17 protein-coding genes are annotated in these 15,390 nt (G+C 52.3%); 6 read left to right on the forward strand and 11 right to left on the reverse strand.

Going from position 1 to position 15,390, the window contains the following annotated elements; all coding sequences use genetic code 11:
• Positions 1–57 precede the first annotated feature (57 nt).
• Positions 58–969, reverse strand: coding sequence for a LysR family transcriptional regulator (locus ABLV30_RS09410; protein WP_046876570.1), 912 nt, complete (start codon positions 967–969; stop codon positions 58–60).
• Positions 970–1,838: 869 nt separating this feature from the next.
• Here ABLV30_RS09410 and ahpC point away from each other — a divergent pair.
• Positions 1,839–2,402 (forward strand): alkyl hydroperoxide reductase subunit C, encoded by a 564-nt coding sequence (gene ahpC, locus ABLV30_RS09415; RefSeq protein WP_002894394.1) that lies wholly within the window; start codon positions 1,839–1,841, stop codon positions 2,400–2,402.
• A gap of 169 nt (positions 2,403–2,571) precedes the next feature.
• Positions 2,572–4,137, forward strand: a complete 1,566-nt coding sequence (gene ahpF / locus ABLV30_RS09420) for an alkyl hydroperoxide reductase subunit F (protein ID WP_004848755.1) — start codon at positions 2,572–2,574, stop codon at positions 4,135–4,137.
• Positions 4,138–4,213: 76 nt separating this feature from the next.
• Here the strand turns inward: ahpF and uspG are convergent, their stop codons facing one another.
• From uspG to dcuC, 4 genes are all read right to left on the reverse strand, one after another.
• Positions 4,214–4,642 (reverse strand): universal stress protein UspG, encoded by a 429-nt coding sequence (gene uspG / locus ABLV30_RS09425; RefSeq protein WP_004100140.1) that lies wholly within the window; start codon positions 4,640–4,642, stop codon positions 4,214–4,216.
• Between the two features lie 199 nt (positions 4,643–4,841).
• Positions 4,842–5,252 (reverse strand): nucleoside diphosphate kinase regulator, encoded by a 411-nt coding sequence (gene rnk, locus ABLV30_RS09430; RefSeq protein ID WP_032748687.1) that lies wholly within the window; start codon positions 5,250–5,252, stop codon positions 4,842–4,844.
• 155 nt (positions 5,253–5,407) lie between these two features.
• Positions 5,408–6,202 (reverse strand): ribonuclease I, encoded by a 795-nt coding sequence (gene rna / locus ABLV30_RS09435; RefSeq protein ID WP_025106404.1) that lies wholly within the window; start codon positions 6,200–6,202, stop codon positions 5,408–5,410.
• A gap of 92 nt (positions 6,203–6,294) precedes the next feature.
• Entirely contained in the window at positions 6,295–7,668 is a 1,374-nt protein-coding gene (gene dcuC / locus ABLV30_RS09440) for an anaerobic C4-dicarboxylate transporter DcuC (RefSeq protein WP_014228392.1), read from the reverse strand.
• Between the two features lie 296 nt (positions 7,669–7,964).
• On the opposite strand from dcuC, the gene pagP reads away from it, so the two are divergent.
• Entirely contained in the window at positions 7,965–8,534 is a 570-nt protein-coding gene (gene pagP, locus ABLV30_RS09445) for a lipid IV(A) palmitoyltransferase PagP (protein ID WP_265801495.1), read from the forward strand.
• Between the two features lie 195 nt (positions 8,535–8,729).
• The gene (cspE, locus tag ABLV30_RS09450; protein ID WP_004100146.1) at positions 8,730–8,939 is read left to right on the forward strand and encodes a transcription antiterminator/RNA stability regulator CspE; all 210 of its coding nucleotides are present in this window, start codon (positions 8,730–8,732) and stop codon (positions 8,937–8,939) included.
• A 64-nt stretch (positions 8,940–9,003) separates the two neighbouring features.
• On the opposite strand, the gene crcB is transcribed toward cspE, so the two are convergent.
• Positions 9,004–9,387 carry a fluoride efflux transporter CrcB gene (crcB, locus tag ABLV30_RS09455; protein ID WP_024358815.1) on the reverse strand — a complete coding sequence of 128 codons (384 nt, stop codon included), beginning with the start codon at positions 9,385–9,387 and terminating at the stop codon, positions 9,004–9,006.
• Between the two features lie 91 nt (positions 9,388–9,478).
• On the opposite strand from crcB, the gene ABLV30_RS09460 reads away from it, so the two are divergent.
• Positions 9,479–10,267, forward strand: a complete 789-nt coding sequence (locus ABLV30_RS09460) for a deaminated glutathione amidase (protein ID WP_048261236.1) — start codon at positions 9,479–9,481, stop codon at positions 10,265–10,267.
• Between the two features lie 127 nt (positions 10,268–10,394).
• A complete protein-coding gene (gene tatE / locus ABLV30_RS09465; protein WP_004130411.1) occupies positions 10,395–10,598 on the forward strand; it encodes a twin-arginine translocase subunit TatE in 204 nt (67 codons plus the stop codon).
• Between the two features lie 226 nt (positions 10,599–10,824).
• On the opposite strand, the gene lipA is transcribed toward tatE, so the two are convergent.
• The 5 genes from lipA to dacA form a co-directional block, all read right to left on the reverse strand.
• Entirely contained in the window at positions 10,825–11,790 is a 966-nt protein-coding gene (gene lipA, locus ABLV30_RS09470) for a lipoyl synthase (RefSeq protein WP_004848774.1), read from the reverse strand.
• A 187-nt stretch (positions 11,791–11,977) separates the two neighbouring features.
• Positions 11,978–12,931, reverse strand: a complete 954-nt coding sequence (locus tag ABLV30_RS09475) for a YbeF family transcriptional regulator (protein ID WP_049079605.1) — start codon at positions 12,929–12,931, stop codon at positions 11,978–11,980.
• 137 nt (positions 12,932–13,068) lie between these two features.
• Positions 13,069–13,713, reverse strand: a complete 645-nt coding sequence (lipB, locus tag ABLV30_RS09480) for a lipoyl(octanoyl) transferase LipB (protein ID WP_014228397.1) — start codon at positions 13,711–13,713, stop codon at positions 13,069–13,071.
• 100 nt (positions 13,714–13,813) lie between these two features.
• Positions 13,814–14,077: a DUF493 family protein YbeD gene (ybeD, locus tag ABLV30_RS09485; RefSeq protein ID WP_004100153.1), complete on the reverse strand. Its 264-nt coding sequence runs from the start codon at positions 14,075–14,077 to the stop codon at positions 13,814–13,816.
• 106 nt (positions 14,078–14,183) lie between these two features.
• A complete protein-coding gene (gene dacA, locus ABLV30_RS09490; protein ID WP_014228398.1) occupies positions 14,184–15,383 on the reverse strand; it encodes a D-alanyl-D-alanine carboxypeptidase DacA in 1,200 nt (399 codons plus the stop codon).
• Positions 15,384–15,390 lie beyond the last annotated feature (7 nt).

Here is a 15,390-nt window from a genome sequence, read left to right on the forward strand (position 1 = left end):
TTTATTTCTTAATCAAGCGATTAGTTATCATTCATCAATTAAATCAAATGGCTTAAATTATTCAATAATATTATTCTTTTCGCACTCGTCGATAAAGTTTGCAAAGTTCGGGTCGTCAAGGTTTACCCGATTGTAAATCATATAAATAGCGATGGAGGGGATCTTAAATGGCGCCTCTATAATTTTAAATTTATTATGGAAACTGATGTGCTCTAAAATACAGGTAGGCACAAAACCAATAATATCAGTTTGCTGAATAACATTAAGGATAGCGGTGTATGAGTCGCTACTGAAAGAAATTTTTCTATCAGAAAGTATGCCGGCAGCCTGGCTTTGAAAAGACTTCGTTCCCTGATCGTTACAAATATAATAAGTAAAGCGCTCCTGCAGTATGGCTTTCGTCGTTGTTAGCAATGCCAGCCGTGGATGATTTTCGCTACAAACCAGTGAAATGTCCAGCTCCTGGATACGTTTACACACCGTGGCTCGCGATGACAGGGGGGTGGTGCTGAATATCAGGTCGGCTTTACGGTAGGCCAGCAGGCTTTCTACCGACTCTCCTGACGCCAGCAGGTCATGATGTTCAACGTGAAGGTTTGAATCATCTAATAACATATGGATCAGGCTGGTTGTTTTAGGGGTAATAAAAAGCTGCGGCGCATAAACAACCAGACGTTTCTTTAATTCAGAACGATTGGTGAGATAAATAGTTTGTTCTAATTGATTAAGATTTTTTTCAAGATGATGGTGGAGATTAACCCCGACGGTGGTAGGCGTAATTCCTTTACCTGAACGAACGAATAGCGGGTCATTCAGCTGGGTGCGTAGCCGCTGTAGCGACTGACTGACGGCAGAAGGCGTAATGAATAGCGTTTCCGCCGCTTTACTGATGCTCAAATGCTGGTAAATGCATTCGAAAATAACGAGTAGGTTCAGATCAAATTTCTTGAGATCGTAAAGATTAGCCATTATCAACGTCCTGTTAAGCTGGCGGTATGGAAAATAGGTGACTATATGTCTGTATTATATTCATTGTGTGAATATTTGTTTCTTATTATTTAATGCAGGCGCCGTTATTAAGTTTATCTAAATATATACCAGCGTTGCGCATTCTACCAGATCCTTTTGTGTACCGCTGAAGGCAGGGGAGGAGGTCATTTATAAATACTTACCTTGCCCCGCTTATCATCTGTAGTTTTTCTTTAACGGGAAGCCCGAACGCTTGTTGAAGTCTATTGGGTTATTCATATTATAAATTACTGATCCGCGAGTGGCACTGAGGGTGTTCATCAACCGCGGGCGGTAATTAAATATTTTTATTCTCCGGCTTTCGCTGGTCCTGCGGGCAAGTATGGCAATTGGAAGAGCGGCAGTGGTGACCGTCTGCATCGCGCTAACGCGGGAAACATGTCAGAAAGAACGGGCGTTTCGACATGATGATGCCCGGTGAAAACACCGGAAAAAGTAGGGCTAGCGGTAAAACCTATTACAGCCATAGGTAAGACCTGCCGCCGCGCGGATTGCCCTTTCGTTCAGCGGGTGATGTAATCCCTTAGCTGTTACATTAAGGTGTAGAGCGCAACACACTGCCAGCTACTGGCGCTGAACCTACCTGCGGGTGTTTCAGGTAACGGGGCCGCCTGCTAGGGCGGCCTTTTTACTTTTCAGCGCATATAATGCGAAACGCGGTAGAAGATTGCCATCGCGTTGACAGGTTCACAAAGTTGTCTTGTTCCGGTTGTTAGATAACGCTTATTGATTCGATAATGCAAACGCATTGGTCGAGTCAGGAAAAATTCGTTAACTTAGACCTCAACGAAAACACGGAGGAAGTATAGATGTCCTTAATTAATACCAAAATCAAACCTTTCAAAAACCAGGCGTTCAAAAACGGTGAATTCATCGAAGTTACCGAGAAAGATACTGAAGGCCGCTGGAGCGTCTTCTTCTTCTACCCGGCTGACTTCACCTTCGTTTGCCCGACCGAACTGGGCGATGTGGCAGACCACTACGAAGAACTGCAGAAGCTGGGCGTAGACGTTTACTCCGTCTCTACCGACACTCACTTCACCCACAAAGCGTGGCACAGCAGCTCTGAAACCATCGCGAAAATCAAATACGCGATGATCGGCGACCCGACTGGCGCCCTGACCCGTAACTTCGACAACATGCGTGAAGATGAAGGCCTGGCAGATCGTGCCACCTTCGTTGTTGACCCGCAGGGTATCATCCAGGCTATCGAAGTTACCGCTGAAGGTATCGGCCGCGACGCGTCTGACCTGCTGCGTAAAATCAAAGCAGCTCAGTACGTAGCTTCTCACCCAGGCGAAGTTTGCCCGGCTAAATGGAAAGAAGGTGAAGCGACTCTGGCTCCATCTCTGGACCTGGTCGGCAAAATCTAAATTTCCATCGTCTTTCACGCCAACGCAGCTATGGCGTGAAAGACTTGGGAAATTATTTCAGTCATGGGCGCACCGGCGCCCATTTCATTCCAACACCATGATGCAAGCGTATTCAGGCTGCCCGGACGAGGCCGCTTGCATGATGATGTTTTAAGCCCAGGAGATAAAAATGCTCGACACCAACATGAAAACCCAGCTCAAGGCTTACCTTGAGAAGCTGACCAAACCTGTTGAGCTGATTGCCACGCTGGATGACGGCGCTAAATCGGCAGAAATCAGGGAACTGCTGGCTGAAATTGCTGAACTGTCAGATAAAGTTACCTTCAAAGAAGATAACGGCCTGGCGGTGCGTAAGCCGTCATTCCTGATTACCAATCCCGGCTCCAGCCAGGGGCCGCGCTTTGCCGGCTCTCCGCTGGGACATGAATTCACCTCTTTAGTTCTGGCTCTGCTGTGGACCGGCGGTCATCCGTCAAAAGAAGCGCAGACCCTGCTGGAGCAGATCCGCAATATCGACGGTGATTTTGAATTCGAAACCTACTATTCGCTTTCATGCCATAACTGCCCGGATGTGGTTCAGGCGCTGAACCTGATGGCGGTACTGAACCCGCGCATCAAGCACACGGCGATTGACGGCGGAACGTATCAGAATGAAATCACCGAACGCAACGTGATGGGCGTACCGGCGGTATTTATGAACGGTAAGGAATTTGGTCAGGGTCGCATGACGCTGACGGAAATCGTTGCCAAAGTGGATACCGGCGCGGAAAAACGCGCGGCGGAAGAGCTGAATAAACGTGAAGCCTATGATGTGTTAATCGTCGGCTCCGGCCCGTCCGGCGCAGCGGCAGCCGTTTACTCCGCGCGTAAAGGCATTCGTACCGGCCTGATGGGTGAACGCTTTGGCGGCCAGGTGCTGGATACCGTTGATATTGAAAACTATATTTCCGTACCCAAAACGGAAGGCCAGAAACTGGCTGGCGCATTAAAAGCGCACGTCAGCGAATACGATGTTGATGTGATCGATTCTCAGAGCGCCTCCAGACTGATCCCGGCGACGGTTGAAGGCGGCCTGCATCAGGTTGAGACCGCTTCCGGCGCGGTGCTGAAAGCGCGTAGCGTTATCATTGCCACCGGCGCGAAATGGCGTAACATGAACGTGCCGGGTGAGGATCAGTATCGTACCAAGGGCGTGACCTACTGCCCGCACTGCGACGGCCCGCTGTTTAAAGGCAAGCGCGTGGCGGTTATCGGCGGCGGTAACTCCGGTGTGGAAGCGGCAATCGATCTGGCTGGCGTTGTTGAACATGTTACTCTGCTGGAGTTCGCGCCGGAAATGAAGGCCGACCAGGTTCTGCAGGATAAAGTCCGCAGCCTGAAAAACGTCGATATCATTCTCAACGCGCAGACCACGGAAGTGGTGGGCGACGGTAGCAAAGTCACTGGCCTGCAGTACCGCGACCGCGTGAGCGGCGATGAGCATCACGTGGCGCTGTCGGGGATCTTCGTGCAGATCGGTCTGCTGCCGAATACCAACTGGCTGGAAGGCGCGATTGAGCGCAATCGCATGGGTGAAATTATCATTGATGCGAAATGTGAAACCAACGTGAAGGGCGTTTTCGCTGCCGGCGACTGCACGACCGTTCCGTACAAACAGATTATTATCGCCACCGGCGAAGGTGCGAAGGCGTCCTTGAGCTCGTTCGATTACCTGATTCGCACTAAGACTGCATAATTCATAATAAAGTAAGACCAAACCTGCACAGCAAAGAGGCTACCCTGGGGTAGCCTCTTTTTTTACCTTACTGCCGCTACCTGACCACCATCACCGGAATATGCGCATGGCGAATCACGCTTGAGGCGTTGGAACCCAGCAGATGGGTGCTGATCGAAGGGTTGCGGGAGCCTATCACCACCACATCGGCTTTAATTTCATTGGCCAGTTCATTGACCATATCGCGCACGTTGCCAAAGCGGACGTGCATTTTGATTCGCGACGGGTCAATGCTGAAATGGCCGGCCATCGTTTTCAGGCGCGTTTCTGCTTCATGCTGCAAATGCTCTTCAAAGCGGCGCAGATCGGCGGTAAAACGACTCATCGTGAAGCTTGATGAACCGGGCAGTACGTGGAGAAGATGGATAACCCCGTCCTGCTGGGCTAAAAACTCCGCATGGCGAACGGCTTTATCGCTTAACTCCATTTCAAAGACATCAACGGGCATAATGATGGTTTTATACATATGCATTCCTCCTTGTTCGTCTGCTTTTATATCAACACATTATAGGAAAGTATTGTGCCATTCAGGTCGCAAAATTGTCAGAACGGTACGAGGGTGGCGTAAAAGTTTGTCAAAAGAGAGGAGAAGAGCGAAAGATGCAGAAAGAGGATGCAGTCACATCCTCTGGATAAAGCGCGAAACGCTTCAGGCAGCGGGGAGATTAACGGTGGAAATCGCCAGCGGCCTCCGGCTGATACAGCAATTCCAGCACTTCAAGGTGCGTTGAGGTGCCGCCCGGTAATTCCCAGTGAATGGTGCTGCCGACTTTGAGGCCCAGCAGGGCTGCGCCAACCGGCGCCATCACCGAAAGCTGGGTGGCGCTATCCGTGACCTGCGCCGGGAAAACCAGCGTGCGGATGCGCTCTTCACCGGTGGTTAAATCGCGAAATCTGACCTGGCTATTCATGCTGACAACATCATGCGGCATGGCTTCCGGGGCCAGCATCTGCGCGCGGTCGAGCTCGTCATTCAGCGCGTCCGCTACCGGTGAGTTGGCGAAAGCCGGTTGTTCCAGCAGCCTGTCGATGCGTTCTGCATCCAGTTCATTAATGATAATTGCGGGTCTGGTCATCTCATACTCCATGTTATCCAGGAACCTGTCCGTAAAAGAAAACCCTCACCGAAAATGGCAAGGGTTAATGTCCTCTCATCATACTGAGACTTGCTGGTGGTTTGAAGTGATTAAACGCACATTCATCAACGAACCATAGCGAAGTTGTATGAAATCTAGCCGGCTTTATCCAGCAGAAATTGCTTACCGCAGTTCCCCGGATGGGGTTGGGGTAAGAATGAATCAGCGGAGAGAGGGGCATTAATGGCCGCGGCTTTGATGGAGATTTGCATCTCAGTCAGATAGGCGGGGTTGCCGTTGCAGGTTAACTTGAAAGCCCTGACGTTCTGTTTTCCATAGGCTTCAGCAACCGCGGCGTTGAAGTCATCCCGGCTAACGGTTTGCCCATAGTGCCTGGCCAGGAAAGCGCCCAGATGGCTCTGTTTGATCTCGCCGTTCAGGCGCACCATGGTGCCGAAATAGTTGTCAGGATCGAAACCAAAGCAAACGCCATGCTTGGCGTATTCATAACGTTCGAGACATGAGTTACCGCCCGAACCCGGCATCACGCCGTTAAGCTTATTGGCCATTTCCAGCGAGAGCCCGGTTTCAGCCGCCCGACATTTTTGCCCGGCTTTTGCTTCCGGCATATTGGGAACAGGGCGGGTCGCACAGCCAAAGCGCATCCAGCGGCGCTCGTCCACCCCGCGCGCGGCAATAGATTTTGGCAGGCTCGGCCACAGGCCGTGAACGGTGAGAAAATCGGCTTTATTGCTGAGTTCCTGCTGCAGGCGGCACTCTTCCGGTTCGCTGCGGTTTCGGTCTTGCATACTTTGGCAGAACCCCGTTTGCCAGGAGAGAGCCAGCACGTAGCGGTCAAAATCACCGTATTGCGTGGCGATCAGCGGATCTGCGCTGACCTGGGCGGCGCTGAGCAAAAGGGCAATGGCAACGAAATCCTTCCTGAACATTTTTATTCCTGATGACAAATGGTCATTGATAACATTGAGTTATTAAAGCATAAAAAAGGCGCCAACAGGCGCCTTTTCACACGGTTTCAGCGTTAGCGGATTGCGCTGCCGGGAACCAGAACTTCGGTGGCGATAATCACCACTAACAAACCAACCAGCACCGGGACAGAGGTCCGTTTCACCACTTCGAACGGCGAAATTTTTGCCATCCCGGCCACGGCGACCACCACGCCGGAGACCGGAGAAATGGTTCGGCCAAGGTTAGATGCCTGCAGCATCGGGATCGAGAGATAAGCCGGATTGATGCCGGAAGAGTGCGCCAGCTTCGGGATCATCTCAACGAAAGCATAGAAGGGGGCGTTACCGGAACCGGTGGTCATCGCCGCCAGCATGGTCAGAATGACCAGCACCAGCATCAGAATGATACTGGCGGAGCCGAACGACGTGGCGATAGAGATCAGACCGTTAATAAAGCCAATGGTACTCAGACCCTGAGCAAAGACGCCGGCGGCTACCAGCAGCATCACCACACCGGCAAACGCGTCAGCCATGCCGCGATACGCCGCTTCCAGGCCATTGAACACATTTTTGGTGTTAAAGCCGCGGCAGAATTCCAGAACCGCCGCCAGCAGCATGCAGAGCACAAGAATGGTGATGATGTGCAGCTCCGGGCCCCATTTTCCGTCGAAAATCAGTACGCCGATTATCGGCGTAAACGGCAGAATGGCGTAGAAAGCGGGGGCGGTCGTGGTTATCTCGTTTACATCGAGCATTTCATGGGCGACGTTTTCTTTTTTATCCAGGTAGCGCTGCCAGAAAAAGTGAGCGATCGCCATGCTGATAATGGCCACAATAGAAATAGGCAGCGTGGTTTTAAAGGCAAAGTCAATCAGCGGCATTTCGGCGGCTTTGGCGGCCAGCACGACATCCCCGGAAGTGGGGGAGAGAATAATCGCCGCCGGAGAAGCGCAGATAGCGGCGGCAGCGCCGCGGCTGATGCCCACATTGACCATCACCGGGAACAGTGTCGCCATCAGCAGTACTCCCAGACCGGTAGCGGAGGAGACGGCCAGCGACATCAGGCAGGCAACGAAATAAGCGGCGATCATCAGTAGATAGGGGGAGTTAATGAAGCGCAGCGGTTTTGACGCCAGCTTCACCACCATGTCATTGGCGCCGATGTGCGTCATATAAGTCGCGAAACCGCAGAGCATCATGATCATCATGCCGAGGTCGCCGCCGCGGCTCATCAGCAGTATCTTAATATATTCAACGATATCGGTTGCTGAATAACCGGTGCTCTTTGCGTCGCCTGGTAAAACCTTATGCCCCATCAGCGCGCTGGCGATGAGTAATACTAAGCCACCGACGAACAGCACGCCGGTGGCGGAATAGCCTTTAATGATATAGCGGGCGACGCCCACAATGACCACAATCCCAATCAGGATCTCTACTAGCGTAAGCATTCTTTTACCCCTAAACCATTAACCCAAAGAATCTACTAATAAATGAAGCGAAGAAAAAATTTAGTGAGGGAATGTGCCTAAAAAACGGGCAAAACTCGCTGACGCAAATCAATAAATCGATGAGAATCCCTGTCAGGCAGTAATATGCCCGCCTGGTCAAAGCCTGGGCGCGAGAGATTTTCAGATTTTTTGCACCGGATAAATCAAGAGTTTGCCTAATACCGTTAAGGTAGTATTAAGATTATCTTTGTTATCTTACTCCGCTTTAAAAATGATACTGGTAAGAGAAAAGTGTAATGCGACGTCGATTTATAGGGTTGTTTCTGGGATGCCTGAGCCTGCTGCTATCATCCACCTCCGCTAATGCATCGTTTAGTTCGACGCTTCGCGACGGCTACAATACGCTGAGCGATAACGTCGCGCAGACCTGGAATGAGCCTGAGCACTATGATCTTTATATCCCCGCGGTGACCTGGCACGCCCGTTTCGCCTATGACAAAGAGAAAACAGACCGCTACAACGAACGTCCCTGGGGCGCCGGCTTCGGCGTCTCGCGCTGGGATGATAAAGGGAACTGGCATGGCATCTATTTGATGGCCTTTAAAGACTCTTATAATAAGTGGGAGCCTATCGGCGGCTATGGCTGGGAGAAAACCTGGCGTCCCTTAGCAGACGATAATTTCCATCTGGGTTTAGGCTATACGCTTGGCGTGACGGCGCGCGATAACTGGAACTACATCCCGATTCCGGTCGTGCTGCCTCTGGCTTCTATCGGTTACGGCCTGGCCACGTTCCAGATGACCTATATCCCGGGCACCTATAACAACGGAAACGTTTACTTTGCCTGGGCGCGCATTCAGTTTTGATGCGATTTTTTATAGCAATAAAAGAGATAAGCGGACTGTCTTGTTGAAAAACAATGACTAACTTGAGCCCGGTGCAAAAAGATAGAGACTTTTATCACTTTTTAGCAAAGTTGCGCTGGACAAAAGGTACCACAATTGGTGTACTGATACCCGACACAGTATTAGTGTCGATTTTTTCATATAAAGGTAATTTTGATGTCTAAGATTAAAGGTAACGTTAAGTGGTTTAATGAGTCCAAAGGATTCGGTTTCATTACTCCGGAAGATGGCAGCAAAGATGTATTCGTACATTTCTCTGCAATCCAGTCCAACGGTTTCAAAACTCTGGCTGAAGGTCAGCGCGTAGAGTTCGAAATCACTAACGGTGCCAAAGGCCCTTCTGCTGCAAACGTAATGCCTATCTAAGCAACGCGTCAGTAGAATATAAAAACCCGCTCATGGCGGGTTTTTTTTTGCCTGCGGTCAGGGGCTAGCGGCTGGCCGCATGTGAAAACAGCCAGAACGCGGCGGCCGTCATGGCAAATGAGCCTAACAAGTTGACCAGTACGTTGAGTAACGCCCAGCTAAAGCGCCCCTGCTGGAGTAGAAACACCACTTCGGCGGAAAACGTGGAGAAGGTGGTCAGCCCGCCGCAAAAGCCGGTGGTGATAAGCAGCTTCCACATAGGATCGATATCCGTCAGGCGGTTAAACCATGCCAGCCCTGCGCCGATAATAAAAGCGCCCAGCAGGTTAGCGGTGAGCGTACCAATGGGGATAGCATGATGCATAGGGTTAAACTTCATACCCAGCCACCAGCGCAAAACGCTGCCGGTGCCGCCGCCAAGAAACACAGCCAAAAGGAGTTGCAACACGGTCATTCCCTGTTTATTGATCGAGACTAAACTTCGAGTGTAGCGCGCGAAAGACCTCACTGGCTATGACTAACCTGACGGGAGAGAAAAGATGCTTGTTGCTGCCGGACAATTTGCCGTAACGCCGGACTGGACGGAAAACGCGCAGACCTGCGTGAGCATGATGCGTCAGGCCGCGGAGCGGGGGGCTGCGCTTCTGGTTCTCCCGGAAGCGCTGCTGGCGCGAGACGATAGCGATGCGGACTTATCGGTTAAATCCGCCCAGCGCCTTGATGGCGGCTTTCTACGGCTCTTGCTGGCAGAGAGCGAAAACAGCGCGTTGACGACGGTGCTGACCCTGCATATTCCTTCCGGCGAAGGACGGGCAGCGAATACGCTGGTGGCGCTACGTCAGGGCAGGATTATTGCGCAATATCAGAAACTGCATCTATATGATGCTTTCAATATCCAGGAGTCCCGGCTGGTCGATGCCGGGCGGCAGATTCCGCCGCTTATCGAGGTGGATGGGATGCGCGTCGGGCTGATGACCTGCTACGATTTACGTTTCCCTGAGCTGGCGCTGTCGTTAGCGCTCAGCGGTGCGCAGCTCATCGTGTTGCCCGCCGCGTGGGTAAAAGGGCCGCTGAAGGAGCACCACTGGGCGACGCTATTGGCGGCGCGGGCCCTGGATACTACCTGTTATATTGTCGCCGCCGGGGAGTGCGGGACGCGTAATATCGGCCAGAGTCGTATTGTCGATCCCTTAGGAACAACGCTTGCCGGGGCAGGAGAGCGGCCGCAGTTGATTTTTGCCGAACTTTCAGCTGATTATATTCAGCAGGTACGCGAGCGTCTGCCGGTGTTGCAGAATCGCCGCTTTGCGCCACCGCAATTATTATGACGTTTTTTTAAACAAGGCTTGATTCACCTTGTTACAGATTGCTATTGTGTCCGCGCGTCAAATAGCCGTTAATTGTATGCGTGTATGATGGCGTATTCGCAGCTTGTATTAGAGAAGAAGGTTAGCTATGGGTGAGATTAGTATTACCAAACTGCTGGTAGTCGCAGCGCTGATTATCCTGGTGTTTGGTACCAAAAAGTTACGCACGCTGGGTGGAGACCTGGGCTCGGCTATCAAAGGCTTTAAAAAAGCCATGAACGATGACGATGACAGTGCGAAAAAGACCAGTGCTGAAGAAGCGCCGGCACAGAAGCTCTCTCATAAAGAGTAATTCGCGACGAGTTTCCTGAACGAGGGGGCTCGCTACCGGCGGGGATAAACCGCGTCGGCAAAGAGGCTGCAGCGATAGCGCTGCGGCCTCTTTTGTTATTTGCACTGGGTTTTGACGAAAAAGATGCAACCAACTGTTACCGGAGTGGGATTTTTAGCGGGTAACGAAACGCATCGGCAGAACGGACCGCTGCGCTAAAAATATCACGCCGCGGTCGAGGCAGAGATTACTTCACTTCCATGCCTTTGGCCTGTAGATCGGCATGATAGGAGGAACGAACGAACGGCCCGCAGGCAGCATGGGTAAAGCCCATGGCCATCGCTTCGGCTTTCATCTCTTCGAACTCATCCGGGCTGACGTAGCGCTGTACCGGCAGGTGGTGGCGGCTCGGCTGTAAATACTGGCCTAACGTCAGCATGGTGACGCCGTGGCGGCGCAGATCGCGCATCACTTCTACGATTTCAGCATTGGTTTCGCCTAAACCCACCATCAGGCCCGATTTCGTCGGGATCTCCGGGTGGGCTTCTTTAAAACGTTCCAGCAGCTTCAGGGACCAGTTGTAGTCGGCCCCCGGGCGGACCTGGCGATACAGGCGCGGCACGTTTTCCAGGTTATGGTTAAACACGTCCGGCGGCGTCGCCTGAAGGATTTCCAGCGCACGATCCATACGGCCGCGGAAGTCCGGCACCAGGGTTTCAATTTTAATCGTCGGGCTTTTTTCGCGAATCGCGCTGATGCAGTCGGCAAAGTGCTGAGCGCCGCCATCGCGCAGATCGTCGCGATCCACGGAAGTCACCACCACATAGCGCAGCGCCATATCGGCGATGGTTTGCGCCAGCTTTTGCGGTTCGTTGGCGTCCGGCGTCACCGGGCGACCGTGGGCAACATCGCAGAACGGGCAACGACGGGTACAGATGGCGCCCAGGATCATAAAGGTTGCCGTTCCGTGGTTAAAACATTCCGCGAGGTTAGGGCAAGAGGCTTCTTCGCACACGGAGTGCAGGCCGTTCTTACGCATCGCTGCCTTGATCCCCTGGATACGGGACGAGTCAGCCGGAAGTTTGATTTTCATCCATTCCGGTTTTCTGAGCAGAGCTTCACGCTCAGTTGCCACGTTTTTCACCGGGATAAGGGCCATTTTATCGGCATCGCGGTATTTTACACCGCGTTCCATCACAATGGGTTTACTCATAGCGTGCGTGTTCCAGTTGCGAGTGACGAAGGAAAGCGAATCAATTCAAGTAAATGTTGCATTTATCAACTATTTTTGAATTAAACGCAGGCAGTATATCATTGATACGGGGCATAAAGCAGCCTGCTGGCCGGGCAAATTGTAAAATAGTTGTTGTTTTATGCTTTTCCCTCTCGTGCCTTATCGGCTAAAAAGCCTGACGAATTGTCTCTACGATCTCTTTCAGCAAGGGCTCCTGCGCGCTGAGCTTGTTATAGTGCAGCGCAATATCAATTTTTTCTTCCCGCAGCGGCGGGAAATCGAGCATTTTTAAGGGCCAAATCTTCTCGACCAGGGAAAACATTCCGGAAGTGATTAGCCCCAGCATATCGCTGTCGTTGACCAGGGCTGCTTGAGTTAACAGATTGTAGCTGCTGAAACCATAGCGGCGTTCGCCGAGATGCTCCTCCAGGTGACGCAGGATTGTCGTATAGCGCTGGCCTTCGGGCTGCAGGAGAGCGAATTCATATTGGCTCAGGTTTGCTGAGTTTGCGGGGAGCGCGAGGACCGGATGCCCTGCCCGGCAGAAGATATGTACGCTATCCTGAAATAGCACATGGTGCGTAATCGCCTGCCCGCTGTGGGGGAAGCTATCGACCAGCAGGTCAACCTGACGCTGGTTTAACTGGCTGGCCGCGTCGGTAATGGCGACGTTGTGCAGCAAAATCTGGGGAAAGACGCTCCGCAGCTTTTTGGTGATAACCGGCATGATCAACGCGCCGATAGCCGGGGAGGTGGCAACGGTTATTACCCGTTCCCGCTGCGTATTGCCGGTTAAATCCAGGGCGTTGAGAAACGCCTCCATCCCCTGGCTGATATGCTTATGCAGATGCGTGGCGTAGGCCGTTGGCGTCACGCCCTGGCCCTTGCGAATAAAGAGCGGGTCAGGGAAGAGGGCACGCAGTTTGTTCAGGGACTGACTAATCGCCGACGGCGTGATATTCAGTATTTTTGCCGCGTTAACGATACCGTTATGGACGTAAACAGCTTCAAAAATAGTGAGTAAATTGAGGTCTATGTTGCGCAAAATGCGAAACATCTGCCGATCGTAGCGATCGTCAACTCGTTCGGTTGGTACGCGCTGAGCGTTATTTTCTTCCACTCTGTATTTCCGCTAGTGATGATTAGCACCATTATAGCGGCCACAATTATTTTATTAGTGATAATTGATTGCAAAAATAAAGGCTTAATCGCGCCTGAGGGATAAATGTGACGTCCCGCGGTAGCGGGACGTGATGGCTAGCGGCCTTGAAGATATTCCGCGGGTGGATCGTTGAGCAACGCCAGCAGATTGGCGGCCAGGCGTGGGGACACGGTCTCCGTACGGGCATCGGGCAGCCACTGGCGCATCTGGGTCATCTCCATTCCGGCATAACCGCAGGGGTTAATCCTCAGGAACGGTGACAGATCCATGTTGATATTCAGCGCCAGGCCGTGAAATGAGCAGCCTTTGCGGATGCGCAAACCCAGGGAGCAGATTTTTCGATCGCCCACGTAGACGCCGGGGGCGTCTGCTCGCGGGTGCGATTCAATACCGTACTCCGCCAGGGTATTCACAACGGTTTGCTCTAACAGCGTAACCAGCTCACGTACGCCCAGCTTGCGCCGTTTCAGGTTCAGCAGAACGTACATCACCTGCTGTCCGGGACCATGATAGGTGACCTGTCCGCCGCGATCGCTCTGAATAACCGGGATCTCGCCGGGAACCAGAACATGTTCGGCCTTTCCGGCCTGACCCTGTGTGAACACCGGGTAATGCTCTACCAGCCAGATTTCATCCAGCGTGGCATCGTCGCGGGTGTCGGTAAACTCATGCATTGCCTGCGAGACAGGTTCGTAAGGTTGCAGGCCGAGCTGGCGGATGAGGATTTTATTGTGCTGCAAAACAACGTCTCCGCAGAGAGAGAATGATTTGAGTGGGGCAGTATATCACAGCGAGAAAGCGAGAATGACCCGGCGTGGATGCCGGGTCAGGGGAAGAGATTTACAGCACCATCCGAACGATTTCAATATTGCCCAGCTCTTCGTAGAGGGTTTCTACCTGCTCAATATGGGTTGCATTGATGGTAATAGAGACAGAGTGGTAGTTGCCTTTGCTGCTGGGTTTTACCGTCGGAGAGTAATCACCTGGTGCATGGCGCTGTACCACTTCAACCACCTGGTCAACCAGCTCCGGCAACGCCTGTCCCATTACTTTGTAAGTAAATGGTGTAGGGAATTCAAGCAGTTCGTTAAGTTTGGTTTTCATGTCAGCTCCGGTGTTACAACAAAAAATAATAACTCCCACGACGTGTGGGAGTTATCAGGATACCTAGTATATGGGGATGTAAATCACACTTTCAAGTGGTCGATTTTTAACCAAACCAGTGATGGAACATTAATTTAATGTAATCAATGATTTTACCGAAGAAATTGCCTTCCGGGATTTCCTGCAGTACGACCAGCGGGCGCTGATCGATCGTTTTGCCATCCAGCTGGAAGTTAATGGTGCCTACCACCTGATTTTTCTGCAGCGGCGCGTGCAGCTCAGCGTTATTCAGCACGTAGCTGGCTTTCAGATCTTTCATGCGACCGCGCGGGATAGTCAGATAAACATCTTTATCCACGCCGAGCGAGGCGCGATCGGTATCGCCAAACCAGGCGGGCTCAGAAGCGAACTCTTTACCGGCTTTAATCGGATTAACGGTTTCAAAGAAGCGGAAGCCCCAGGTCAGCAGCTTTTTGCTTTCAGACTCGCGGCCTTTGTAGGTGCGCCCGCCCATCACGGCGGAGATCAGGCGCATCTGGCCTTCGGTTGCCGACGCCACGAGGTTATAGCCCGCTTTGTCAGTATGGCCGGTTTTAATCCCGTCGACGTTCAGGCTGTTATCCCACAGCAGCCCGTTGCGGTTGAGCTGACGAATACCGTTGAAGGTAAACTCTTTTTCTTTATAGATGGTGTATTCATTCGGGACATCGCGGATCAGCGCCTGGCCGATAAGCGCCATGTCGCGCGCGGAGCTGAACTGACCATCGGCATCCAGGCCGTGTACGGTCTGGAAGTGGGTGTTTTTCAGACCAAGGGCGTTAACGTAGTTGTTCATCAGGCTGACGAAGGCATCCTGGCTGCCGGCGACGTAGTCGGCCATCGCCACGCAGGCGTCGTTGCCGGACTGCAGGTTGATGCCGCGGATCAGCTGCGAAACCGGCACTTGCATACCCGGTTTAAGGAACATCAGCGAGGAGCCTTTAAAGACCGGGTTGCCGGTCGCCCACGCGTCGTTACCCACGGTGACCAGATCGGACTCTTTAAACTTGCCCGCTTTCATGGCCTGACCAATCACGTAGCTGGTCATCATTTTGGTCAGGCTCGCCGGGTCGCGGCGGGAGTCGGCGTTGTTTTCTGCCAGGACTTTGCCTGAGTTGTAATCAATAAGAATCCAGGATTCGGCGTCAATCTGCGGGGCGCCTGGGATCATCGTTTTGATATTCAGGTCATCGGCGCGGGCAGCGGAGGACAGCGCTGCCACGGAGAGCGCCGTAACGAGTAAGCGAGCGGTAAAAGAGGTCTTCATGGTCTGA

It is taken from the genome of Klebsiella sp. CN_Kp113 (assembly GCF_040064585.1).
GTDB lineage: Bacteria > Pseudomonadota > Gammaproteobacteria > Enterobacterales > Enterobacteriaceae > Klebsiella > Klebsiella michiganensis.